This window comes from Actinosynnema sp. NPDC037264 (assembly GCF_055603705.1).
The window spans coordinates 40000-63087 of sequence record NZ_JBVJVK010000016.1 but is presented as its reverse complement, the minus strand read 5'-3'; the positions used below and the strand labels follow the sequence as shown (position 1 = coordinate 63087).

Annotated in this window: 19 protein-coding genes and 2 tRNA genes; 15 read left to right on the top strand and 6 right to left on the bottom strand. The window is 72.9% G+C overall.

Going from position 1 to position 23088, the window contains the following annotated elements:
• Positions 1–14: 14 nt before the first annotated feature.
• Positions 15–1061: an ABC transporter substrate-binding protein gene (locus tag ACZ7GX_RS19745; RefSeq protein ID WP_498778492.1), complete on the top strand. Its 1047-nt coding sequence runs from the start codon at positions 15–17 to the stop codon at positions 1059–1061.
• Here ACZ7GX_RS19745 and ACZ7GX_RS19740 read toward each other — a convergent pair.
• On the bottom strand, positions 1058–1543 hold the full coding sequence (locus ACZ7GX_RS19740; protein WP_498778491.1) for an allene oxide cyclase barrel-like domain-containing protein: 486 nt from the start codon (positions 1541–1543) through the stop codon (positions 1058–1060). The two genes, ACZ7GX_RS19745 and ACZ7GX_RS19740, sit on opposite strands and share 4 nt — an antisense overlap.
• A gap of 232 nt (positions 1544–1775) precedes the next feature.
• Between ACZ7GX_RS19740 and ACZ7GX_RS19735 the strand changes: the two genes are divergently transcribed.
• From ACZ7GX_RS19735 to ACZ7GX_RS19725, 3 genes are all read left to right on the top strand, one after another.
• A complete protein-coding gene (locus ACZ7GX_RS19735; protein WP_498778490.1) occupies positions 1776–2495 on the top strand; it encodes an SDR family NAD(P)-dependent oxidoreductase in 720 nt (239 codons plus the stop codon).
• A gap of 522 nt (positions 2496–3017) precedes the next feature.
• A complete protein-coding gene (locus tag ACZ7GX_RS19730; RefSeq protein ID WP_498778489.1) occupies positions 3018–3593 on the top strand; it encodes an LOG family protein in 576 nt (191 codons plus the stop codon).
• A gap of 96 nt (positions 3594–3689) precedes the next feature.
• The gene (locus tag ACZ7GX_RS19725) at positions 3690–5057 is read left to right on the top strand and encodes a serine hydrolase domain-containing protein (RefSeq protein WP_498778488.1); all 1368 of its coding nucleotides are present in this window, start codon (positions 3690–3692) and stop codon (positions 5055–5057) included.
• A gap of 57 nt (positions 5058–5114) precedes the next feature.
• On the opposite strand, the gene ACZ7GX_RS19720 is transcribed toward ACZ7GX_RS19725, so the two are convergent.
• Positions 5115–5921, bottom strand: a complete 807-nt coding sequence (locus tag ACZ7GX_RS19720; protein WP_498778487.1) for a DUF3152 domain-containing protein — start codon at positions 5919–5921, stop codon at positions 5115–5117.
• 79 nt (positions 5922–6000) lie between these two features.
• Here ACZ7GX_RS19720 and ACZ7GX_RS19715 point away from each other — a divergent pair, with 79 nt between their 5' ends.
• Both ACZ7GX_RS19715 and ACZ7GX_RS19710 read left to right on the top strand, forming a co-directional pair.
• On the top strand, positions 6001–6666 hold the full coding sequence (locus ACZ7GX_RS19715) for a response regulator (protein ID WP_498778486.1): 666 nt from the start codon (positions 6001–6003) through the stop codon (positions 6664–6666).
• On the top strand, positions 6663–8387 hold the full coding sequence (locus tag ACZ7GX_RS19710) for a sensor histidine kinase (RefSeq protein ID WP_498778485.1): 1725 nt from the start codon (positions 6663–6665) through the stop codon (positions 8385–8387). Before ACZ7GX_RS19715 ends, ACZ7GX_RS19710 begins: the two co-directional genes overlap by 4 nt.
• A gap of 12 nt (positions 8388–8399) precedes the next feature.
• Here the strand turns inward: ACZ7GX_RS19710 and ACZ7GX_RS19705 are convergent, their stop codons facing one another.
• A complete protein-coding gene (locus ACZ7GX_RS19705) occupies positions 8400–9056 on the bottom strand; it encodes a pentapeptide repeat-containing protein (RefSeq protein WP_498778484.1) in 657 nt (218 codons plus the stop codon).
• 198 nt (positions 9057–9254) lie between these two features.
• Between ACZ7GX_RS19705 and ACZ7GX_RS19700 the strand changes: the two genes are divergently transcribed.
• The 5 genes from ACZ7GX_RS19700 to ACZ7GX_RS19680 all read left to right on the top strand — a co-directional run bounded on the left by ACZ7GX_RS19700 (position 9255) and on the right by ACZ7GX_RS19680 (position 13332).
• Positions 9255–10730, top strand: a complete 1476-nt coding sequence (locus ACZ7GX_RS19700) for an ABC transporter substrate-binding protein (protein WP_498778483.1) — start codon at positions 9255–9257, stop codon at positions 10728–10730.
• Entirely contained in the window at positions 10727–12448 is a 1722-nt protein-coding gene (locus ACZ7GX_RS19695) for an ABC transporter permease subunit (protein ID WP_498778482.1), read from the top strand. The genes ACZ7GX_RS19700 and ACZ7GX_RS19695 overlap by 4 nt, the downstream gene beginning before the upstream one ends.
• A 235-nt stretch (positions 12449–12683) precedes the next feature.
• Positions 12684–12760, top strand: a tRNA-Leu gene (locus tag ACZ7GX_RS19690).
• 1 nt (position 12761) lies between these two features.
• Positions 12762–12834 (top strand) — tRNA-Leu (locus ACZ7GX_RS19685).
• A gap of 66 nt (positions 12835–12900) precedes the next feature.
• On the top strand, positions 12901–13332 hold the full coding sequence (locus ACZ7GX_RS19680) for a PPOX class F420-dependent oxidoreductase (protein WP_498778481.1): 432 nt from the start codon (positions 12901–12903) through the stop codon (positions 13330–13332).
• 45 nt (positions 13333–13377) lie between these two features.
• Here the strand turns inward: ACZ7GX_RS19680 and ACZ7GX_RS19675 are convergent, their stop codons facing one another.
• The 3 genes from ACZ7GX_RS19675 to ACZ7GX_RS19665 are packed head-to-tail and all read right to left on the bottom strand — an operon-like array spanning position 13378 to position 18394.
• The gene (locus tag ACZ7GX_RS19675) at positions 13378–13965 is read right to left on the bottom strand and encodes a nitroreductase family protein (RefSeq protein WP_498778480.1); all 588 of its coding nucleotides are present in this window, start codon (positions 13963–13965) and stop codon (positions 13378–13380) included.
• A 32-nt stretch (positions 13966–13997) separates the two neighbouring features.
• On the bottom strand, positions 13998–16727 hold the full coding sequence (locus tag ACZ7GX_RS19670) for an RNA repair domain-containing protein (RefSeq protein WP_498778479.1): 2730 nt from the start codon (positions 16725–16727) through the stop codon (positions 13998–14000).
• Positions 16727–18394 (bottom strand): RNA ligase family protein, encoded by a 1668-nt coding sequence (locus ACZ7GX_RS19665; RefSeq protein WP_498778478.1) that lies wholly within the window; start codon positions 18392–18394, stop codon positions 16727–16729. Before ACZ7GX_RS19665 ends, ACZ7GX_RS19670 begins: the two co-directional genes overlap by 1 nt.
• Before the next feature lie 139 nt (positions 18395–18533).
• Here ACZ7GX_RS19665 and htpG point away from each other — a divergent pair, with 139 nt between their 5' ends.
• From htpG to ACZ7GX_RS19645, 4 genes are all read left to right on the top strand, one after another.
• On the top strand, positions 18534–20402 hold the full coding sequence (htpG, locus tag ACZ7GX_RS19660) for a molecular chaperone HtpG (RefSeq protein WP_498778477.1): 1869 nt from the start codon (positions 18534–18536) through the stop codon (positions 20400–20402).
• A gap of 414 nt (positions 20403–20816) precedes the next feature.
• Entirely contained in the window at positions 20817–21728 is a 912-nt protein-coding gene (locus ACZ7GX_RS19655; protein WP_498778476.1) for an SDR family oxidoreductase, read from the top strand.
• A gap of 1 nt (position 21729) precedes the next feature.
• On the top strand, positions 21730–22623 hold the full coding sequence (locus tag ACZ7GX_RS19650) for an amidohydrolase family protein (RefSeq protein ID WP_498778475.1): 894 nt from the start codon (positions 21730–21732) through the stop codon (positions 22621–22623).
• Positions 22620–23078 carry a MaoC family dehydratase gene (locus ACZ7GX_RS19645; protein WP_498778474.1) on the top strand — a complete coding sequence of 153 codons (459 nt, stop codon included), beginning with the start codon at positions 22620–22622 and terminating at the stop codon, positions 23076–23078. The genes ACZ7GX_RS19650 and ACZ7GX_RS19645 overlap by 4 nt, the downstream gene beginning before the upstream one ends.
• The last annotated feature ends 10 nt before the right edge of the window (positions 23079–23088 follow it).

The following is a 23088-nucleotide window of genomic DNA, read 5'->3' as shown; positions in this document are numbered from 1 at the left end:
GCTAGGTTGCCGCCGTGACCCGTCCCAAGATCGGCGTCGTCCTCGCCACGACCGGACGCCTGTCGTCGCTCGGCGCGCCGCTGGAGTACGTCGCCACCGGCCTGCCGTGGCCCGCCGAGGTGGTGTTGCGCGACAGCGGCTCGACGCCCGAAGGGGCCCGTGCGGCGACCCGGTCGCTGGCGGAGTCGGGTGTTCGCGTCGTGGTCACGTTGGGCGGCACGACGACGTTGCCCGCGGTGGTGGACGCCTGCGCCGGGCACGACGTGCCGTGCGTGTCCACGACGTTGCCCTGGCAGGTGTTCGACGCCGGTCGGCGGCCGGGCCCGGCGTTCCACTTCTGCTGGGGCCTGGACGACATCGCGGCCGTGTTCGCCGACCTGTGGGAGCGCCTCGGCCCGGCGCGGACGGTCGGCTGCGTGTGGAACGACGGCCCGCAGGGCGCGGCGCTGCGGAGGTGGTTCGCGCCGGTCGCCGCCGCGCGCGGGCACCACCTGGTCGACCTGCCGTACCGCGAGTCGAGCGGTGTCGTGCCCGCCGTCGGCGACGTGGAGGTGGTGACCAGCGCCGCGACCGCCGCCGACCTGGCCGCCGTGGTGCGCGCGCGGCGGCCCCGGCTGGTGACGTGCTCGCGGTGGCTCACCTATCCGTTCGGCGTGGCCCGGTACGGCCTGGACCGGGTCGCCACGATCGTGTCGTGGACGCCGGAGCACGAGCATGTCGGGCGGGGCGGGCGGACGCCGCGCGATTTGGTGCGCGCCTACGAGGAGGCCACCGGATCACCGTGGTTGCAACCGCTCGGGCTCGCGCACGCGTTGTTCGAGGTGGCCGTGCACGCGGTGAGCGAGGCGGACTCACCGGCGGCGGTCGCCGACGTGCTGGCGCGGACGCGGTTGGCGACGATCGCCGGCGTGCTCGACTGGACCGCCGGCCCCGCTCCCGGCGTGGCCGCGGTCCCGTTGGCGGGCGGGCAGTGGCGCGGCGGCCCGCGACCGACGCCGGCGGTGGTGGACAACCGCCGGGCACCGCTCGTGCCGGTGTCGGGCGACTTGCTGGTCGACTAGTCCGTGATCACGGTGAAGACGAACTTGTAGGCGACTCCCTGGTCTGAGGCCGTCCGCGCCACCTTGCCCTCGCCGCGAGCGTTGGCGAACGCCCCCGTGCCGCCGATGATCGACATGGTCGTGTCGTTGAAGCCCGACGCGATGGTCTCGTACGTCCGCACGCTGGAGAGGTGGAGCTGCCCGTCCTGCAGCCGGAAGGTGGACGTGCAGTGGGTGGTGACCTCCGGCGGCACGGCCGCCGAAACCGCCAGCACGCCGCAGTGCGAATTGCCGTCGCCCACTTTGGTGGCGCCGTCGGCCGCGAACAGCTCGCCGCCGCTGACGAACCCGAGGCCGACGGTGGGCGCCGCGGGCGCCGACATGAGCCCTCGTTTCGCCACCACCTCCACGGTCGCCTCTTTTGCTGTTTCCTCGGCGCGAACCTGGTCCGCGCCGACGAGACCGCCCACGAGTGCCAGGACCAGCCACCGGTTGACCTGCACGACGACACCTCCGGGTAGGGTGCTGAACCGTCTTCGTCGTCGGAAGATAATTCGGAAACCTGGATCACAGTGGGTCAACTCCACGTTCGACTGAAAATTGGGCACCGAACGTGTGACTTCCCTTCACCGGACCGTGTACTGATCACACCTGTGAAACCGGTCATGAATGTGAACCATCATTGGGCCGAGAAGCGGATCGACCCCGGTGAATCCCGCTGATAGGAACCAGGGCATGACGAGAACAGCGGTCGTGACCGGTGGCGGGACGGGTATCGGCAAGGCGGTGGCGGCCGACTTGGTCAAGCGGGGGTTGGACGTCGTGATCACCGGCAGGCGGCAGGACGTCCTGACCGCCACCGCCGCGGAGATCGGCGCACGGGCGGTCGTCTTCGACGCCGCCGACCCCGAGCAGGTGCGCGAGGCGTTGGCCGACCTGCCCGACCGGGTGGACGTCCTGGTGAACAACGCGGGCGGCAACATGGCCCGCCGCCGTCCCGCGCCCGAGGGGTTGGCGGACGTGCGCGAGCTGTGGTTGGCGAACTTCGAGTCGAACGTCCTCAGCGCCGTCCTGGTGACCACCGCCCTGGAACCACGCCTGGCCGACGACGCCAGGGTGGTCACGATCGGCTCCATCGCCGCCCGGCGGGGTTCGGGCAGCTACGGCGCGGCGAAGGCGGCGATCGAGGCGTGGACCGCGGACCTGGCTTTCGCGCTGGGCGGGCGAGGGATCACGGTCAACGTCGTGTCGCCCGGGGTCACCGAGGAGACCGAGTTCTTCGGCGGCACGCTGTCCGAGGAGCGGCGCAAGAAACTGGTCGGCAACCCAGCCAACGGCCGCACCGGCACACCCACCGACGTAGCCGCCGCGGTGACCTTCCTGACCTCCCCGGAAGCAGGCCACCTGACCGGTCAAGTCATCGGCGTCAACGGCGGCGCCAGCCTCGGCCGCTAACCCCACCACACCACAATCCCCGCCCGCCCGAACCGCCCGCCCCAACCGCCCGCCCGCACAACCGCACAACCGCCCGCACAACCGCTCAACGACCGCCCCACCCACCCGTACCCGCCGCCGGGCCGGCCGTTTTATCCGGCTAACGGAAGACATGCGATTCGGGTTGTCCCAGGTTGCATTCTCCGCCCAGTCGAGTGATCCACCCCCAAACCCCACCCGCCCACAACGGACCGCAGCACCCGCACCCAGGCCCGATTTGACATGGGTTCGGGTGCCATAAGCTGGTCGAAGCCGGGCAGGCTTGGCGGACGCTTTTCCCGCCAGGCCTGCCCGGCTTTGGCCTGCCTGGGGTGCCCGTAAGGGCCCCATGTCAAATCGAGCCGAACAGCACCACCGCTCCGCCCAACTCACCGCACCCGAACACCCAACTCACCGCACCCAAACGCTCAACTCGACCCACCCGAACACTCAACACACGCGCTCCCAACGCAGCACACCCGTAACTTGACCTACGGTGTGCCCATGCGGATGTGCGTGTTCTGCGGCTCCTCCAGCGGACGGGTGAGGCACGTCGAGGTGGCACGGGAGGTCGGCCGCACCTTGGCCGAACGAGGCATCGAAGTCGTCTACGGCGGCGGCCGGGTCGGGACGATGGGCGCCCTGGCCGACGGCGCGCTGGCGGCCGGCGGTTCGGTCATCGGGGTGATCCCGCGCAGCCTCGTCGACTGGGAAGTGGCCCACGAGAATCTCACGGAACTCCACGTGGTCGACTCCATGCACGAGCGCAAGGCGTTGATGGCCGAGCTGGCCGACGCCTTCGTGACCCTGCCGGGCGGCGCGGGCACGTTGGAAGAGCTGTTCGAGGTGTGGACGTGGGCCCAGCTCGGCCTCCACACCAAGCCGGTCGCGCTGCTCGACGTCGACGGCTACTTCACGCACCTGATCAAGATGATCGACCACATGGTGGAGGAGGGGTTCCTCAAGCCGCCCTACCGGGACATGCTGCTGGTGGACCACGATCTCGACCAGCTCCTCACCCGGTGTGGCGACTACCGGACCCCGGACTACACCTGGACCGACGACAACCCCCTGACATAGCCGTAAAACCCCTCCCACGGCACGGGGAAATCGGTACGGTGTATGGCAACACGAAGGGTTTTCGCAAAGTTTCGCGCCATCCGGGGGGAGCGGGCGATGGACATCAACCACTGGGGGCGACGGTTGGCGGAGCTGTGCGAGGCGCACAAGGTGCCTGGCGCTTCACTGGCGATCCTCGTCGACGGCGAGATCCACGAGTGCGCGACCGGCGTGCTGCACCGCGGCACCGGAGTCGAGGCCACCACGGACTCGCTGTTCCAGATCGGCTCGATCACCAAGCTCTACACCGCCACCTTGATCATGCAGCTGGTGGCCGAAGGCGCGCTCGACCTGGACGCGCCGGTGGTCACCGTGCTGCCGGAGTTCGCCGTGGCCGACCCCGTGGCGACCAAGACCGTGACGACCCGCCAACTGCTGTCGCACACCAGCGGCATCGACGGCGACTTCTTCCACGACACCGGTCGCGGCGACGACTGCGTGGCCGCCTACGTCGCGGCGTGCGCGGATCTCGGCCAGAACCACCCGCCGGGCGCCACGATGTCCTACTGCAACAGCGGGTTCACCGTGCTCGGCCGGATCATCGAGGTGCTCACCGGCCAGGTCTGGGACGACGTCCTGCGCGAACGCCTGCTCGACCCGATCGGCGCGCACAGCACGGTGACCCTGGCCGAGGACGTGCTGCGGTTCCGCGCGGCCCTGGGCCACCTCGGCGAACCCGGCGAAGAGCCCGTGCCCGCACCCGTGTGGGGGCTGGCCAGGTCCGCGGGCCCGGCCGGGACGATCAACGCCACCGCCGCCGACGTCGTCCGCTTCGCCCGGCTGCACCTGGACGGCGGCCGGGCGCCGGACGGCACGGTGGTCCTGCCCGCCGAGCAGGTGGCCGCGATGCACCGGCCGTTCGTGCAGCTGCCCGCCAGCCCGGCGCAGCGCATGTGCTGGGGCCTCGGGTGGATCGTCTACGACTGGCCGGGCGGTCCGGTGATCGGGCACGACGGCGCGACGGTCGGGCAGAAGGCGTTCCTGCGGGTCGTGCCCGAGTCGAACGTGGCGATCGCGCTGCTCACCAACGGCGGCGTGCCGGCCGAGGTCTACCAGCGGTTGTTCACCGAGGTGCTGGCCGAGCACGCCGGCATCGTGGTGCCGGACTTCGAGCCGCCCGCCGAGCCGCCCGAGGTGGACATCTCCCGGTACGTCGGTTCGTACGTGCGCGAGGGCTACGACGTCGAGGTGACCGAGCAGGACGGCGTGCTGCACCTGCGCGGCGAGAGCATCGGCGAACTCGCCGCCATCAACGCGGTGACCAACGCGGTGCTCGTGCCGGTGGAGGAAGGGTTGTTCGCCGCACGGCGCAACGAGCACGAGCCGTGGGTGCCGGTGGTGTTCTACACGCTGCCGGACGGCTCGCCTTACCTGCACTTCAGCCTGCGCGCCACGCCCAAGGGCACCGGAACGACCCGCCGCTAGACCGGCGCCACAGGAAGAGGACCGCCCGCCCGGCGTACGACCGAAGACAACCGGCCGTCAGGGGAACGGCCAGCCGTTCGGGCGGCAGACCTTGCCGTCCGTCGGAATCGTCACCCCCTGCGGCGCGCCCGCGATGATGGCGGCCACCTCGTCGTTCGACGTGCTGAACGTCTGCTGCATCATCACGGGCGCGAGCCCGCCGTGCGCCGCGCACGGCCGGTGGCCTTCGCCCAACGCGTGCCCCACCTCGTGGTTGACCACATAGCGCCGGTACCCGGTCAGGTCGCCGTCGAACGCGACCGCCCCGCGCACCCACCGCGCCGCGCTCAGGTGCACCAAGCCGCCGTTGCGGCACGACACGTCCACCGGGATCTCGTACCCGCACACCGCGCGAGCGGTGCTCTGCGAGGTCAGCCGGATCCGGATGGCCGCGGGACCGGTCACCCGCCGGAACGCGACGTCACCGCGCGCCGTCCAGCCACGGGGGTCGGACAGCGTCTCCTGCACGAACGCGGCGAACCCCTGCTCGTCGTACACGACCCCGTCCTCGACCTCGACCGCGTACGTGCGCTCGACCCCCGCACCGACGACCGGCGACGACCCCGGCACAGCGTGGAACGTCCCGTGGCCCTCGACCGGGATCGGGCCGCCATCGGGCAGGTCCGAGCTGGACGCGTACACCCGCTCGGCGGTGGTGGTACTCGCCGCCGGAACACTCGGAGCAGCCCGAACCGCAACACCGCTCGTGGTCTGCTGAGTGGTCGTCGCGGCGGACCGGGCGGCGGTGCGCTCGCCCACGAACTGGACGAACGTCAACAGCAGGGCGGTGACACCACAGGCGAACAGGACCACGCGGACGTTCATGCTCCCCAAGATCGGGACGAACTGTGAAGAACCTGTTGTCGTCCTGCTCGATGGCCGTGAAGGTCGGCATACTGCGGTCGTGTGCGCCCACATCCTCGTCGCCGAGGACAACCCCCACCAGGCCGAGCTCGTCCGCCGCTACCTGGAGCACGACGGGCACTCGGTGGTGGTCGTGCACGACGGGCGGTCCGCGATCGACGAGGCGCGCCGGCGCGACCCGGACCTGCTGGTGCTCGACGTGATGATGCCGGCGGTGGACGGGCTGGACGTGGTGCGCGTGCTGCGCGCCGACTCCGACGTGCCGATCGTGCTGCTCACCGCCCGGTCGGCGGAGGACGAGGTGCTGCTGGGGTTCGACCTCGGCGCGGACGACTACGTGACCAAGCCGTTCCGGCCGCGCCAGCTCGTCGCCCGGGTCCGCACGATCCTGCGCCGCGCCGGCCGCGCCCGCGTCACGAACGCCGCCGTGCTCAAGGTCGGCGACATCGTGGTCGACCCGATCCGGCACGAGGTGACGCTGGCCGGCGAGCCGGTCGTGCTGACCCCGACCGAGTTCCGGTTGCTGTCGACCCTGGCCGCCCAGCCGCACCGGGTGTTCACCCGCGGCCAGCTGCTCCAGGACGGCTTCACCACCGAGCGGACCGTGGACGTGCACGTGGTCAAGCTGCGCCGCAAGATCGAGCACGACCCGCGCCGGCCGCGTCGGCTCCTGACCGTCTACGGGATCGGCTACAAGCTGGTATGAGCCTGCTCTTCCGCATCTTCTCGGTGTCCCTGCTGATCGCGGGCTCGTCCATCGCGGTCACCGCCTGGCTCGCCACCCAGGCCACCACCGGCAGCATCCGCCAGGAGCAGGGCGAGGCGCTGGCCACCGACGCGTCGATCTACGACCGGCTGCTCGGGTACGCGGCCGACCACCCGTCCTGGGCCGACGTCCAGTCCACAGTGGACGCCCTCGCGGACGAGACCGGCCGGCGGATCGCGCTGACCACGTGGGACCGCGCGCCGATCGCGGACTCCGGTGACGCCGGCTCGCCGCAGCTGCCGGTGAACCCGACCGTGGTCGTGGACCCGCTGAACGTGAACCCGGTGCTCAAGCCGGGCGTGGAGGACGAGATCGACCCCCGCGCGATCGGGCCGTTCAAGCTCAGCCCGGCCGAACGCCATGACCTGCAGGCCCGGGCCGAGACCGTCGCCGCGTGCGACGGGCGGACCGTGGTGGTGCAGCCGAGCGGGCGCCCGGTGCTGCGCGGGCCGCGCACCCTGCCGCCGGCCCGGTACGACGAGTGCCCCGTGGAGGACGCGCTGTACACGCCCACGGAGACGGAGCACAAGGCGGGCGCCGAACTGTACGAGCTGGTCAAGGGCTGTCCCGGAGCCTCGGCTCTGAAGGCGGCCTTGACGCCGTGGCTGGCGCGGGACGGCTCCGACTGGCCGCGCCCGACCGCGGAGAGCACGCCCGCGGAAGCGGCGTGCCTGGCCTCCGCCCGGCGCCAGCAGCTCGCGCCGTACGTCGCACCCGCCGCCCTGCTGTTCCTGACCGAACCGACGGGTGCGCGACCGGCGACCGTCGACCTGTCCACGGCGGGCGTCACGCGCATCGCGTGGACGGCGCTCGGCATCCTGGCCCTGGCCGGGCTCGCGTCCTGGCTGACGGCCAACCACCTGGTCCGGCCGATCCGCGCGCTCACGGCCGCGACCCAGCGGATGGGCGCGGGCGACCGGGAGGTGCGCGTGACCGCGGCCAAGGGCGAGATCGGCGAGCTGGCCAGGTCGTTCAACGCCATGTCGGCCAAGCTCGCCGACACCGAGCGGCAGCGCCAGGCGATGGTCGGCGACGTCGCGCACGAGCTGCGGACGCCGTTGAGCAACGTCACCGGGTGGCTGGAGGCGGCCCAGGACGGCGTCGCGGCGACCGACCAGCGGCTGGTGGCGTTGCTGGCGGAGGAATCCCTGGTGCTGCAACGGCTCGTGGACGACCTGCACGACCTGGCGCAGGCCGACGCGGGCACGTTGCGCCTGCACCCGGAGCCGATCGACGCGGCCGACGTGATCGAGCAGGTGGTGGCCGCGCACGCCAACGGCGACGTCGCCGTCACCGCGCGGACCGAGGGGGAGCTGTTCCTGGTCGCCGACCCGGTGCGGCTGCGGCAGGCGGTGGAGAACCTGGTCACCAACGCGATCCGCTACACGCCGGCCGGTGGCGCGGTGACCGTCACGGCCCGGCTCGACGGCGGCGTCGTGATCGAGGTGGCCGACACCGGCGTCGGCATCGCGCCGGACGACCTGCCGCACGTGTTCGAGCGGTTCTGGCGGGCGGACAAGTCGCGCAGCCGCAGCACCGGCGGCAGCGGCCTGGGCCTGGCCATCACCCGGCACCTGGTCGAGGCGCACGGCGGCACGGTCACGGCCGCCGCCGAACCCGGCTCGGGCGCGACGTTCCGGATCACCCTGCCCGTGCCGTGAGCCCGTGGGAGCTCAGCTGTCCTTGATGACGATGCCGAGCGTGTGGGCGAACGCCGGCGCGAGGTCGATCGCCTGGGTGGAGGTGATCGTCGCGCCGCGCAACGAGGCGAACCCGTCGCGGATGCCCAGCTCGGCGGCCTCGCGCAGGTCGACCTTCTTCAGCTTCACGCCCTCGAACCGGAGGTCTTCGAGCGTCGAGCCGGGGAACGTGACGTCGGTCAGCTCGGCCTCGGTGAAGTCCACGTCGCGCAGGACGCAGTTGACGAACGCGACCTCGCGCAGCGCGGCGCCGCGCAGGTTGACCGAGACCAGCTTGCAGCCGAAGAACGTGACGCGGCTCAGGCCGGCCTCGAACATCGCCACCCCGGCGAACGCGCTGTTCACCACCTCCGCGTCGAGCCACCCGGTTTCGGCCAGGTCGGTGCCGATGACCTGGACGCCGTGCAGCCACACGTCGTTGAACCGCGACCGCCGCAGCGTGCCCTCGGTGAACCGGACCGCGGACAGCGCCGACTCGCTGAACCGCGCGTTGCCGGCGGCGGGTTCGGGGAACTCCCGGTCGGCGATGTGGACGACGTTGTAGTCACCACCCGACTCCAGTCGCCCGCCGTCGTGGTCTTCCAGGTAGGCGGCGAACGACAGGTCCGCGAGCGCCCGGGGTTCCGGCATGCGGGGGATGGTAGTCGTCCGCCGAACGACGCCGTAGCTGGTCACGCTGCTTATCGCCTTCGGCCTGGTCACGCGCGCCCGACCACGTGAGGCAGGCCGCGACGCCCGCCTCACGTGGCGGTGCCCACATCCGCTATTGGGAACGATAATCATCTTGTTAGGTTCACGGCGCCCTGTCACCGAACGCTGGGACGATCCGTGCGCCACCGCTCCTCCGCCGCCGCTCTCGTGGCGTGCGCCCTGCTGCTGACCGGCTGCTTCGCCCCTGCCGCGGAACCGTCCGACGGGCGGATCAAGCTCGCGATGCTGCAACCGCCGCGTTCGGGCCTGACCCCGTTCAGCGACGACGCGTTCAAGCTCTCGCGCTGGTCGACCGCGGAAACGCTGGTCACCCTCGACGCGGACGGCGACGCGCGGCCCGGCCTGGCCACCGGGTGGCGGCGGATCTCGGAGCAGGCCTGGGAGTTCACCGTCCGCCAGGGCGTGACCTTCCACGACGGCACCGCGTTGACCGCCGCGGCCGTCGCCAACACCCTCACCCGCGCCACCGCCGCCTCGCCCAAGCCGCGCATCCTCGACGGCGTCGAGCTGACCGCCGAGGCGGCGGGGGACACCGTCGTCGTCACGACCGGCACACCCGACCCGCTGGTGCCGCAACGGCTCTCGTCACCGCAGCTGGCGATCCTCGCGGAGAGCGCTTACCGCGCGGACGGCAAGGTCGACCCGGTCGGCACGGGCACCGGACCGTTCCGCCTGGTCGCGGTGAACGGCACGACGACCGCCACCCTCGACCGCTACGACGGCTACTGGGGCCCGAAGGCCGCCGCCGAGGGCATCGACGTGTCGTTCGTCCCCGACGGCACCGCCCGTGCCGCCGCGATCCGCAGCGGTGAGGCGCACGTCGCGGAAGCCGTGCCGGTCTCGCAGGCGGCGTTGCTCGACCAGGCGACGATCACCGAGGTGCCGATGCCGCGCACCAACACCCTGTACCTGAACACCAAGGCGGGACCGTTCCAGGACCAGGGCCTGCGCGCCGCCGCACGCGAGGCGATCGACGCCGCTGAGATCGTCCGGAGCGTCTACGAGAGCCGCGCCGACGTGGCCGGAGGGCTGCTCGGACCCGCGCTGCCGTGGGCCGCGGCCGGACGCGCCCCGCTCGCCGAGCGCGCCAAGGCCTCCGACCCGAAGGGCGTCCCGATCACCCTGGCCACGTTCTCCGACCGCGCCGAGCTGCCCGAGGTCGCCTCGGTGCTGCAACAGCAGTTGCAGGACGCGGGGTTCACCGTCACCCAGGTCGTGCGCGAGTACGCGCACATCGAGGAGGACGCGCTGGCCGGGAAGTTCGACGCGTTCATCCTGTCCCGGGCGACCGTGCTGGACTCGGGCGACCCCGTCGCGTACCTCCAGTCGGACTTCACCTGCGCGGGCTCCTTCAACATCGCCCGGTTGTGCGACGGTGACGTGGACGCGGCCGTGCGGACCGCCGCCGCCACCGAGGCGGGCGAGCAGCGGCGGGCCGCGATCCTGGCGGCCGAGGCGGCGGTGCTGCGGACCGACGCGGCGATCCCGATGCTGCACGAGCGCGTGATCCAGGGCGACGCGACGTCGGTGGTCGACTCGGCCAAGGACCCGCGCGAGCGCACGCTGATCACGTCGGCGACCCGCCTGCGGTGACCGCGCTGGTCTCCCGCGCTGGCGGGCTCGCCGCGGTCGTCGCGGTGATCGGCCTGCTGCCGTGGCTGTCCGGGCGCGACCCGGCGCTGTCGGTGCTGCGCGCCCGTTCCGCCGAGCAGGAGCCGACGGCGGAGGCGCTGGACGCGGTGCGCCGCGAACTGGGGCTGGACGCCGGGCCGGTGGCGTTGTTCGGCGACTGGCTCGCGGGCGCGCTGCGGGGCGACCTCGGCCGGTCGTGGGTCGGTGGCGGCGAGGTGCTGCCCTCCGTGCTGTCCGCGCTGGGCGTCTCGCTGGCGCTGATGGGCGCGGCGCTGGTGGTGGCGTTGGCGCTGGCCGCCGCGCTGTCGGCGTCGACGGTCGTGCGCGGCGCCAGGGGGACGGCACGGGCGCGCACCGGCGCCACCGCCGCGGTGCCGGCCGCGTTGCCCGAGTTCCTGCTGGCCACGGTGCTCCTGGTGGTCCTGTCGGTGTGGCTCGGCTGGTTCCCGCCCTACGGCTGGCGGGGGCCGCAGCACCTGGTGCTGCCCGCGTTGGCGCTGGGCCTGCCGGCGGGCGGCATCCTCGGCCGGCTGGTGGACGACGCGCTGCCCGCCGTGTTCGAGGAGCGCTGGGTCGTGCTGTGGCGGTCGTGGGGGTGTTCGCCGGGGGTGATCGGGCGGGCCGCGGCACGTCGTGCGCTGCCCGCCGTGCTGCCGCAGTTCGGTCTGGTCGCCGTGGGGCTGACCGGGGGAGCGGTCGCGGTGGAGGTGGTGTTCGCCGTGCCTGGCCTCGGCCGGACCGCGCTGGGCGCCGCGGAGGCGCAGGACCTGCCGCTGCTGCAGGGGTCCGTGCTCGCGCTCGTGCTGCTCGGGTTGGTGGGCGGCGCGCTCGTGGCCGGTGTCCGGCGGCGGATGCTCGGGCAGGCGCTGCGCGACGCGGTCCTGCCTGCTCCACCGCCCGTGACGGCCCCGGTCGGCCTGCCGCACCGCGTGGTCGTCGTGGTGGGCGCGGTGGTGCCGGTGGTCGTCGTCTGCTGGGGACTGCTGGGTGAGCCGCTGCGGGTGGACGCGGCGGCCCGGCTCGCGCCGCCGGGGTGGGCGCACCCGTTCGGCACGGACGCGCTGGGCCGTGACGTGCTGGCCAGGGTGGGGCACGGTGCGGCGGCCACGCTCGGCGTCACGGTGCTGGTGTGCGCGTGCTCGTTCGCGGTGGCGCTGGTCTTCGGCTTCCTGCCCGGCCTGGCCGAGGGCGCCGCCGAGACCGCCAACGCCGTGCCGCCCGTGATCGCGGGCATCCTGGTCGCGGCGACCGTCGGTCCGGGCGCGGTCGGCGCGTCCATCGCGGTCGGCCTGGTGTCGTGGCCGCCGCTGGCCGCCCACGCGGCGGCGCTGGTGCGGGAGAACCGCGCGGCCACGCACGTCGCCGCGGTGCGTGCGCTGGGCGCGGCGCCGTCCTGGGTCCTGACCCGGCACGTGCTGCCCGCGGTGGCGGGTCCGGTCGCGCGGCACGCCGTGCTGCGGCTGCCCGGTATCGCGTTGGCCCTGGCGTCGTTGGGTTTCCTCGGCCTGGGTGCGCCGCCGCCGACGCCGGAGTGGGGGCTGATGCTGGCCGAGTCGCTGCCGTACCTGGAGCGCGCGCCGTGGGCGGCCCTCGCCCCGACGGCGATGCTGCTGCTCCTGGCGGCGTCGGCGGTCTCGCTCTCGACCTTGCCGAGGAGGCCGGGGCGATCGTTGTCCTGAGTGGATAGTGCGGGCCGTGCGATAAAAGCGTTGCGCTGCCCGGTGGTTCGGGGCAAGCTGATCGCACACCACAGCGGAAGGGCGGGAGTCATGGCGGACATGCGGCAGCACGAGCTCCTGCTCCTGCTGGGTCTTGCGGACTCCCCGCCGTGACGTGACCGCGTCAGGACTGCGGGAGCCGCCCATCGGGAGACCGATCCGGGCGGCTTCGTCGTTTCGCGGAGCGCGTCCGCTCGCGGTTCTAGCCCAAGTGGTAGAGGCGTCTGGTTGAGGGCCAGTCCAGTCGGGGTTCGAATCCCCGGAACCGCACCAAGCCCCTGTAGCCCAACGGAAGAGGCATCGCGCTCAGAACGCGACCAGTCCAGGTTCGAATCCTGGTGGGGGCACGGAGTTCACCTGAAAGTGCGGCGGAACGTGGAATACGCGGCGGTCGGCCGGAGGTTGGTGCCTGCATGACCGAGACAGGATTCGACCCGCACGCGCTGCTCGCCCAGAGCAAGATCGGCGTGCTCGCGACGATCAAGGCCGACGGCCGTCCCCAGCTCTCCCCGATCATGCCCTCCTACGACCAGGAGGCGGGCGTCATCCGGGTGTCGACCACGGAAGGGACGGCCAAGGTCGCGAACCTGCGCCGCGACCCCCGGGTCGCGCTGGAGGTGACCAGCCAGGACGGGTGGAAGTGGGCCACCGTCGAGGGCACGGCCACGATCGCCGGGCCGAGCACGGACCCGCACGGCCCGGAGGTCGAGGGGCTGGTGGACTACTACCGCCGCGCCGCGGGCGAGCACCCCGACTGGGACGAGTACCGGGCGGCCATGGTGTCCGACCGGCGGGTGCTCGTGACGATCAAGGTCGACCGGGTGTACGGCACGAAGTCCGACTGACCCGCGCGCTGCCCGTGCGGCACGCCGCACGGGCAGCGCGGCCGGCTACCAGCGCCCGAAGCGCACGGCCTCCTCGAACGGCCGCCGCCTCCGGGTCCACGGTGACGCGCCCTCCGAGACGCCCTGCTCCGCGCCGTGCCCGATCGCGATCGCGCCGATCGGCACGTGGCTCGCGGGCACGCCGAACTCCGCGCGCAGCCGGTCGAAGTCCTCCTCGGCGATGCCGAAGTACACCGCGCCGAGCCCTTCGTCGACCGCGGTCTGCAGGATCAGCAGCACGGCCATCCCGGTGTCGATGTGCCAGAACGGCACCGGCCAGTGGTCCTCGCTCCGGTCGGTCCACCCCTTGTCCGGCTCGGCGTACCGGTCCAGGTAGGCGTCCTTCACCGCGAACGCGACCACGATCACCGGCGCGGTCTTGGCGGTGTCCGCGGTCCACAGCTGCCGGACCGACTCGTGGAACGCCGCCGTCTCCTCGCCGCGCAGCACGAGGAACGCCTGACCCTGCGAGTACCCGGCCGACGGGCCGCGCAACGCGTTGCGCATGATCCGCCGCACGCTCTCGTCCGACACCGGTTCGTCGGTGAACTCCCGCACCATCCGCCTGCGCCGGACCACGTCCTGGAACTCCACGAGAACCCCCTCCTCCTCGACCGATCGCCTGCTCAGCGCAGGGTCGGCACGTCGCCGTTGCCCACCCGGACGACGTCGACACCGCGCAGCCCGCTCCGCCACGAGGCAACCACATCGGCGAGGGCCGCGGGAGACACCGGGCGCCGGCCCAACCCGATCGCGTACCGGACCGCGTCCGGCGTGCGTTCGACCGGCCGCGGCCACGCGTGCGCGTCCGGCGTCCCCGCCACCTCCAACGCCGTGAGCAACGCCCGCATCCGGCCGCGGACCGGGCCGACCAGGTCGTGCGGCACGGTGACCAGCGCCCAGGCGGCGTGCACGCGGTGCGCGTCGGGCGGTGCGGACAGCCCGGGAGCTCCCGCTTCCACGAGCTCCCACGCCCGGTACAGCTCGGCCGTCAGCAGGTCGCGGAACCCCGGGCCGACCTGCTCGGTGCACGAGCGCACGGGCGCGGTCGGCGTCATGATCGTCACCGGCGCGCCGGTGCGCTCCGGGGCGGTCGCCAAACCGATCGGGTCACGCCAGTCCCACGCCGCCCAGGTCGCGAAGAACCCGGCGAGCAGGTCCGGCCCGTCCCACTCGCGCACGGTCCGCGCCGCGAGCACCGACCACCCCAGCCCGGGCACACCGCCGAACGGCGCCGAGTCCAGACCACGCGCCCGCGCCCACCCCTTGACCGCCCGGGCCAACCGCGCGAAGTCCTCACCCCGCCCACCGACCGCCGCCCGCACCGCCTCCGCGTCACCGACCGCGCTCAACGCCACCCCGTCGCCCGCCGCCACCGCGAGGTCCACCCCGAGCCCGTCCACGACGAAGCGGAACCCGGGCGACCGCGCACCGACCACCGGCCGGACAACCACCCCGGGCAGCGCGGCGGCGACCCGTTCGGCCACGGTCGTCGAATCCGCCACCTCGACGACCAGGTCGAGGTCGGCCTCGGGCAACCCACACCCCATCCGCCGCGAGCCGACGACGTGCACCACGTCCGGCGCGCCCGACCGGGTGCCGAGCGCAGCCGATAAGGCGCGGGTGACGCGGTCGGCCACCGCGTCCAGCGACGGTCCCGGCGGGGTGGCCGGCTCCTCGAACCACCGCACCTCGCCGGTGCCCAGCGCGACCGCCGCGCGCGGCAGCATGGGCCCGTCGCCCCGCCTCGACAGCACCACCACCTCGTCCACCCGGCCCGACCGCGCGCCGACCCGCTCCGCCGCCTGCCGCGAGCGGCCGACGGTGAGGTGCGGGGTGAAGTCGTCCCTGGTCCGGCAGGCGGGGAACGGCCGCCGCACCGCGTCGTGCAGCGCCCTCCACGGCGTGGCACCGGCCGCCGCCGGGTCGAGCCACACCACACCCGGCCCGAACTCCCGCACGCCGTCCACCACCACCGGGAACGGCGGCACACCGGCGACCGCCTCGGCCAGCAGCGGCACGGCCCCGTCGAAGTCGGCTTCCGGCACGAACCCGAACAGCAGCGTCACGTGCGGCGGCCACCGGTCGGCCCGGTAGTCGTGCTCCCGCCGCACCCGCTCGACCTCCTCCCACGGCCCCGGCAGCCACACCACCGCGGTCCGCGGCGTCGGCGCCGAGTCGAGCACACCGGCGGACGGCACGACGGCCGCCAACCGCGCCAGCACCCCGTAGTGGTCGGAGGCGAACCGGCCGTCGACGGGCCGATCACCGACCAGCTCCGCGCCGACGCACCGCCACCCGCCGCGCACGAACACCCGGTCCAGCCGCGACCGGCGGCCGGACAGCGAGGACACCGCCGCCAGCGGGTTCACCACCGGGTCGAACGTCGGCGGCTCGTCGTCACGCGCCTCCAGCCACGCGTCGCGCATCCCGAGCGCGGCGGCCGGCCGCCGGCCGCCGTCGTTGAAGTCGCCGACCAGCACCACGTCGCCCGCCACCCCGGCGAACGCCTCCGCGACCCGCCCGAGCTGCGCCTTCCGCAAGGCCTGCCCGTTCGCGGTGTGATCGCTGGTCAGGTGGGTGGCCGCGACGACGAGCGGCCCGCCGGCGGTCTCCACCACGATCGCGGCGACGGCCTTGTGCGAGCCGAGCGGGAACCGGGCGGCCTCCAGCACCGGCAGCCTGCTCAACACCACCAGCCCGGTGCGGTCGACGTCGGGCCCGGTCGGGTCGACGTCGAGCGTGTAGCCCGCACGCACCCACGGCTGGGCGATGAGCGCGGCGAGCAGGTCGGGCTCGACCTCCTGCAACGCGATCACGTCCGCGTCGGCCGCCGCCAGCTCGCCGAACAGCAGCGGACGGCGGCGGGCCGTGTCGATGCGATCGCTGTCGTAGCGGTCCCACAGCACGTTCCACGTGAGGAATCGCGCCGCCTCTGAAGCCCGGCCGGAGCCGGCCTCGCCACTGAGCGCCCGACCTCGAAAAGCGCGACCCCCGGGAGACGGGTCGCGAACGACCGACGTGACCTCGCCGGCGGGGACCCAGCCGTGCAACGGGTCCCAGGCGTGCGGGGTGCTCGCCGTGAAGACCGGCGCACGCAGGAGGCGCGGTGCCCGCACCCGGCCCGCCGCCGACTCGCCGACCCGGTCCAGCCCGGTGGCCCGGTCCCACACCACCTCGCCGTCCGCCTCCACGAACAGCACCCGGTGCCACGGCACCTCACCGCCCGGCGTGAACGCGGGCAGCGCGATCCGCTTGGGCCCCACCCCGCGCTGCTGCACGCCCAGCACGAACCGCGCCGGGTCGAAGCGCGGATCCCAGCGGACCTGGTGGTAGACCTGCTCGCTCGTGCGCATCACGGCTCCCCGGAATCGTCCGCGGACTCCACGGCGCCGCCCGCGCCGACGTACCACGTGCGGTGGGCCTGCCACGGGTAGGGCGGGCTGAACCGCCGGGCCTGGGCGTCCAGCACCGCGGCCGGCACGGCGTGCGCCCGCGACCCGTTGCGCCGGGCGACCTCCCGTTCGTCGACCAGCACCACCGCGTGCGTCACCATCGCATCGTGCCGCCGCGCGACCGCGTGCACCAACGCCCGTTGCGGCTCGACCAGCGACGTCGCGTCCCACACCACGGTCCGGCGCGCGCGCAGCGCGGCGTCGAGCCGGTCGAGCCCCGCCCGCAGCACCCGGGCGTTGACCCGCTGGTCGGCCCGGTCACCCGCCTCCTCGCGCAGGTCGTCCAACGACACCCGGACGTCGGCCGGCAGCCCCGCGGCGAACGTCGACTTGCCGCTGCCCGACAACCCCACCAGGTGCACCACCGACCCGAACCCGCCGGCACGCCACCGCCACGTCGCGGCGACGGCCTCCTCCACGTCCGGCACCCGCCCGGCCCGGATGCCCGCGTCCCGCGCCTCGGCCCAGCACCGGTCGGCGGCCGGCCCCGAGCGCTCGCGCAGCCCCGACCGCAACCGGTCGAACGACCCGACGTCCTCCGCGTGCAAGGCGGACCAGGCCACCTGGTCACGCGCGTCCGCGCCGGGCGCGACGGCGGCCGACACGGCGTGCAGCACGTCGAGGTCCACCGCGGTCGAGAAGCGCAGCAGCCCGGCCCGCCGCGCTTCGTCCGGGAACGGCTCGTGCAGCAGCCGGTGCAACCCCACGAGATCGCCGACGCGCCGCGCCACCCCGACCCCGACCGGACCCGCCAGCAACGACATCACCCGCCCGCGCCGGAGCCGGCGCGCCGCCACCGCCAGCACCCCCGCCAGCCGGGCCTCCCCGCTCAACCCCGCCGCCACCGCCGCGGCCGGCTCCACGTCGCCCTCGTCACCGTCGAGCCCGACCGCGTCGAGCAGCGCGGACAGCTCGAACGGCGCGCCCGACCGCACGTCCCACAGCACGGAGCCGGGCCCGAGCCCGTTCGCCACCACCGGCGCCGCCATCCAGTGCGTGCCGGTCCGCACGTGGTGCGGGCGCACCCACTTCGCCACCCGCCGCCCGAACTCGGCCCGCCCGAACCCCTCGGCGGTCCGCACGACGAACCCCTCCTGCCGCGCCGCGTCGACGCGCAGCCGGCGCAACGCCCGCTCGTCGAACACCCCGCGCCACAGCACCGGCGGCACGGGCACGCCGAGGTCGCGCAGGAACCGCGCGGTCCGGTCCCAGTCCAGGCAGCGGTCGCCGTCCCACACGGAGAACCCGTAGAACCAGCTCTCCAGGTCGTCGTACCCGATCGAGTGACGTGCGTAGACGTTCTCGCCGCAGATCCGCCACCCTGCGGGCAACCGCGACCCGATCCGCCCCTGGAGCCCCTTGACCCACGACCGGGACGGGTGGTGCGCCGAGTCGAGCGACCGCGCGTGCACCCCGTCGGCGTACAGGGTGGTGTTCTCGCCGTCGAGCTTCTCGGTGACCACCACCTCACGGCCCCTCAGCGCGTCCAGGTCGGCGACCCGCACGTCGTCCGCCGACGCGCCGGGCGACCACGGCAGGTGCGGCGTGCGCGGGTACGGCGTGCGCATGACCCCTCCCACCACTGGATTCCGGGTGAACCATAGAGATCGCCGACCCCGCTGATCGACCGGTTTTCGGTGGTGTCCCGGTCCGCCGGACGACTGGATACGATGACGATTCGACGAAGGTCGAACAGAAAGGACGAACGTGGAAACGCTCGAGTTCCAGTCGGAGGCGCGTCAGCTCCTGCGGCTGATGATCCACTCGGTCTACTCGAACAAGGACACGTTCCTGCGCGAGCTGGTGTCCAACGCCTCGGACGCGCTGGACAAGCTCAGGCTGGAGACGTTCCGGGACAAGGACCTGGTCGCGGACACGTCGGACCTCCACGTCGCCATCGAGGTGGACCGGGAGGCGCGCACGCTCACGATCCGGGACAACGGCATCGGCATGACCCGCGAGGACGTGATCGGGCTCATCGGCACGATCGCCAAGTCCGGCACCGCCGAGTTCCTGCAGAAGCTGAAGGAGTCGAAGGACTCCGCCGCCTCGCAGGACCTCATCGGCCAGTTCGGCATCGGCTTCTACTCCTCGTTCATGGTCGCCGACAAGGTCACGCTGGTGACCAGGCACCCGCGCGCGGAGGGCGTCCGGTGGGAGTCCACCGGCGAGGGCACCTACACGATCGAGGACGTCGACGACGCGCCGCAGGGCACCTCCGTGACCCTCCACCTCAAGCCGGCCGACCCCGAGGACCACCTCGCCGACTACACGTCGACCGCGAAGATCACCGAGATCGTCAAGAAGTACGCCGACTTCATCACCTGGCCGATCCGGCTGGCCGCGGAGGACGGCGCCGAGCCGACCACGATCAACTCGCGCAAGGCGCTGTGGGCGCGGCCCGCCTCCGAGGTCACCGAGGAGGAGTACGCCGAGTTCTACCGGCACGTCAGCCACGACTGGAACAAGCCGCTCGAGACGATCCGGATGCACGGCGAGGGCGTGTTCGAGTACCGGGCCCTGCTGTTCATCCCGTCCCAGGCGCCGCTGGACCTGTTCATGCGCGAGCGCAAGCGGGGCGTGCAGCTCTACGTCAAGCGCGTCTTCATCATGGACGACTGCGAAGAGCTGATGCCGGAGTACCTCCGGTTCGTCAAGGGCGTGGTGGACGCCCAGGACCTGTCGCTCAACGTGTCGCGCGAGCTGCTCCAGCACGACCGCCAGATCCAGCAGGTGCGCCGGCGGCTGGTGAAGAAGGTGCTCTCGACCGTCAAGGCCATGATGGCCGACAAGCCCGAGTCCTACGAGACGTTCTGGCGCGAGTTCGGCGGCGCGGTCAAGGAGGGCCTGCTCGCCGACCCCGACAACCGCGACGCCATCCTCGACATCGCCTCGTTCGCCTCGACGGCCGACGCGGAGAAGCCGACCACGCTCGCGGCCTACGTCGAGCGGATGAAGGACGACCAGCGGCACATCTACTACATGACCGGCGACTCGCGGGCCACGGTGGAGAACTCGCCGCACCTGGAAGCGCTGCGGGCCAAGGGCTTCGAGGTGCTGATCCTCACCGACCCGATCGACGAGATGTGGGTCGACGCCGTGCCGGGGTACAAGGAGAAGACGTTCCAGTCGATCGCCAAGGGGCAGGTCGACCTGGAGACCGAGGAGGAGAAGGCGCGGGCGGAGGAGCGGCAGAAGGACTTCGCCGACTTCCTGACCTGGATGACCTCCACCCTGACCGACCAGGTCAAGGAGGTGCGGCTGTCCTCGCGCCTGACCACGTCGGCCGCGTGCGTCGTCGGCGACGCGCACGACCTGACCCCGACCCTGGAGAAGATGTACCGGGCGATGGGCCAGGAGCTGCCGCCGGTCAAGCGGATCCTGGAGCTCAACCCCGACCACGCCCTGGTCTCCGGCCTGCACAAGGCCTTCGCCGACCGCGGCGGCGAGGACCCGTCGCTCGCCGAGTCGGCCGAGCTGCTCCACGGCATGGCGCTGCTCGCCGAGGGCGGCGACCTGCCCGACCCGTCCCGCTTCGTCCGGCTGATGTCGGACCACCTGGAGCGGACCCTGTGACGCCCTGAGCCGCCCTGAGCCCCGTGCGGGCTCCCGCCCACCGCGCCGGGAGCCCGCACCCGGTTCACCGACCTCCACACCTCTGAGGCCCTCACCCAACTACCACAACGGGCCTCCACCTCCGAGGCCCTCACCAACTACCCACAACGGACCCGCCACATCCCCACCTAGGCCCGATTTGACATGGGTTCGGGTGCTTTAGGCTGGTCGAAGCCGGCAGGCCTGGCGGGACGCTTTTCCCCGCCGGGCCTGCCGGCTTTGGCCTGCCTGGAGTGCCCGTAGGGGCCCCATGTCAAATCGAGCCGAACTCACCCCGCGCCGCCGCGCCGCCACACCGATCCCACCCCACCTCCACACCCCCAATGTTGGGCAGACTCTGGACCGCCGTCACAAAAGTGCCGTATGTTCGCCGGCATGGAGTTGCTGGGAAAGGTCGCGGTGGTCACCGGCAGTGGCCGTGGTCTGGGCCGGGCGTACGCGGAAGCCTTGGCGCGGGCGGGCGCGGCGGTCGTGGTCAACGACGTGGACGCGGAGGCCGCGGACGCGGTGGTGAAGACGATCGCGGCCGACGGCGGACGCGCGGTCGCCGTGGTCGCGCCGGTCGGTCCGACCTCGACCGCGGACCGGCTGGTCGCGACCGCCGTCGAGGAGTTCGGCGGGCTCGACGTCCTGGTCGCCAACGCCGGCATCCTGCGCGACCGCGTGCTGTGGAAGATGTCCGACGACGACTTCGACGCGGTGGTCGACGTGCACCTGCGCGGCACGTTCACCTGCGCCCGCGCGGCCGCGATCCATCTTCGGGAGCAGGGTCGGGGCGGCAGCCTGGTGCTGATCTCCTCGCCCGCCGGTCAGCGCGGCAACTTCGGGCAGACCAACTACGCGGCGGCGAAGGCGGGCATCGTCGCGATGGCCCGCACGTGGGCGCTCGAGCTGGCCCGCGCGGACATCGCGGTCAACGCCGTGGTGCCGGTCGCCGCGACCGAGATGACCCGGACCATCCCGGCGTTCGCGCCCGTCATCGAGGAGGCCGAGCGCACCGGCGCGCCGTTCCCGGACTGGTTGCGCCGCGACGAGGGCCTCGGCACGGTGGAGGACGTCGCGTCGTTGATCGTCTTCCTGGCCTCCGACGCGGCACGGCGGATCACGGGCCAGGCCATCGGCATCGGCGGCGACCGGCTCGCCCTCTGGGCGCACCCCCGCGAGAAGGCGGTGGCGCTCGCCGACGGCGGGTGGACCGCGGACGCCATCGCCGAGTCGTGGGCGAGCGGCGTCGGCGCGGAACCGGAGACCTTCGGCATCCCGGCGCCGACACCGCCGGAGGCCTGACGTGGTCCTCGCCCTGGACGAGCTCGTGGCCATCGACGTGCACACGCACGCCGAGGTGTCGAGGGACGGCCACCCCTCGTTGAGCCCGGAACTGCTGGCCGCCTCGGCGACGTACTTCGGCGCGCACGGCCACCGCCAACCGACCGTCGACGAGACCGCGGCGTACTACCGGGAACGGCGGATGGCGGCGGTCGTCTTCACCGTCGACGCCGAGCACGCCACCGGCCACCCGCGGATCTCGAACGAGGAGGTCGCCGAGAACTGCGCCGAGCACTCCGACGTGCTGATCCCGTTCGGGAGCGTCGACCCGTGGAAGGGCCGTGCGGGCGCGCGGGAGGTGCGCGCGCTGGTCGAGCGGCACGGCGTGCGCGGTTTCAAGTTCCACCCCAGCCTCCAGGGCTTCGCGCCGAACGACCCCATGGCGTACCCGTTGTACGAGGTCATGGAGGAACTCGGCGTGCCCGCCCTGTTCCACACCGGGCAGACCGGGATCGGCGCGGGCCTGCCCGGTGGCGGCGGCATCCGCCTGAAGCACTCGAACCCCGTGCTGGTGGACGACGTGGCCGTGGACTTCCCGGAGCTGCGGATCATCCTGGCGCACCCGTCGTTCCCGTGGCAGGACGAGGCGTTGGCGGTGGCCACGCACAAGCCGCACGTGCACATCGACCTGTCCGGGTGGTCGCCCAAGTACTTCCCGCCGCAGCTCGTCCGCTACGCGAACTCACTCCTGCAGGACAAGGTGCTCTTCGGCTCGGACTACCCGGTGATCACGCCGGACCGCTGGCTGGCGGACTTCGAGGCGCTCGACCTCAAGCCCGCCGTCCGCCCCAAGATCCTCAAGCACAACGCGGCCAGGCTGCTCGGCCTCGACACCACGGACTCGGAGCGCACATGACCACCACCGTCACCGGAGCGTCGGAACTCCTCGCGCTGGCCGGGCACGACCTCGGGCACACCGGGTGGCGCGAGATCACCCAGGACCGGGTGGACGCCTTCGCCGACGCCGCCGACGACCACCAGTGGATCCACGTCGACCCCGAGCGGGCGGCCGCGGGACCGTTCGGCACGACCATCGCGCACGGCTACCTCACGTTGTCGCTGATCATCCCCATGTTCGGGGAGCTGCTGGCGGTCGACGGCGTCCGGATGAGCGTCAACTACGGGCTGGACAAGGTGCGCTTCCCCAGCCCGGTGCGCGTCGGGGACAAGATCAGGCTCGCGGGTCGCGTCGCTTCGGCGGACGAGGTCGCGGGCGACGGCGTCCAGCTGGTGCTGGACTTCACCGTCGAGATCGACGGCTCGGACAAGCCGGCGTGCGTCGCGCGCGCCGTGTACCGGCACTACCCCTGAGGGGGCCACC

What these genes read in the sequence shown, in the direction of transcription:
- ACZ7GX_RS19735 (WP_498778490.1), top strand. Translation starts at nt 1,776, where the DNA reads ATGACGAGAACAGCGGTCGTGACCGGTGGCGGGACGGGTATCGGCAAG.
- ACZ7GX_RS19730 (WP_498778489.1), top strand. Translation starts at nt 3,018, where the DNA reads ATGCGGATGTGCGTGTTCTGCGGCTCCTCCAGCGGACGGGTGAGGCAC.
- ACZ7GX_RS19725 (WP_498778488.1), top strand. Translation starts at nt 3,690, where the DNA reads ATGGACATCAACCACTGGGGGCGACGGTTGGCGGAGCTGTGCGAGGCG.
- ACZ7GX_RS19720 (WP_498778487.1), bottom strand. Translation starts at nt 5,921, where the DNA reads ATGAACGTCCGCGTGGTCCTGTTCGCCTGTGGTGTCACCGCCCTGCTG.
- ACZ7GX_RS19710 (WP_498778485.1), top strand. Translation starts at nt 6,663, where the DNA reads ATGAGCCTGCTCTTCCGCATCTTCTCGGTGTCCCTGCTGATCGCGGGC.
- ACZ7GX_RS19705 (WP_498778484.1), bottom strand. Translation starts at nt 9,056, where the DNA reads ATGCCGGAACCCCGGGCGCTCGCGGACCTGTCGTTCGCCGCCTACCTG.
- ACZ7GX_RS19680 (WP_498778481.1), top strand. Translation starts at nt 12,901, where the DNA reads ATGACCGAGACAGGATTCGACCCGCACGCGCTGCTCGCCCAGAGCAAG.
- ACZ7GX_RS19670 (WP_498778479.1), bottom strand. Translation starts at nt 16,727, where the DNA reads ATGCGCACGAGCGAGCAGGTCTACCACCAGGTCCGCTGGGATCCGCGC.
- ACZ7GX_RS19665 (WP_498778478.1), bottom strand. Translation starts at nt 18,394, where the DNA reads ATGCGCACGCCGTACCCGCGCACGCCGCACCTGCCGTGGTCGCCCGGC.
- ACZ7GX_RS19655 (WP_498778476.1), top strand. Translation starts at nt 20,817, where the DNA reads ATGGAGTTGCTGGGAAAGGTCGCGGTGGTCACCGGCAGTGGCCGTGGT.
- ACZ7GX_RS19645 (WP_498778474.1), top strand. Translation starts at nt 22,620, where the DNA reads ATGACCACCACCGTCACCGGAGCGTCGGAACTCCTCGCGCTGGCCGGG.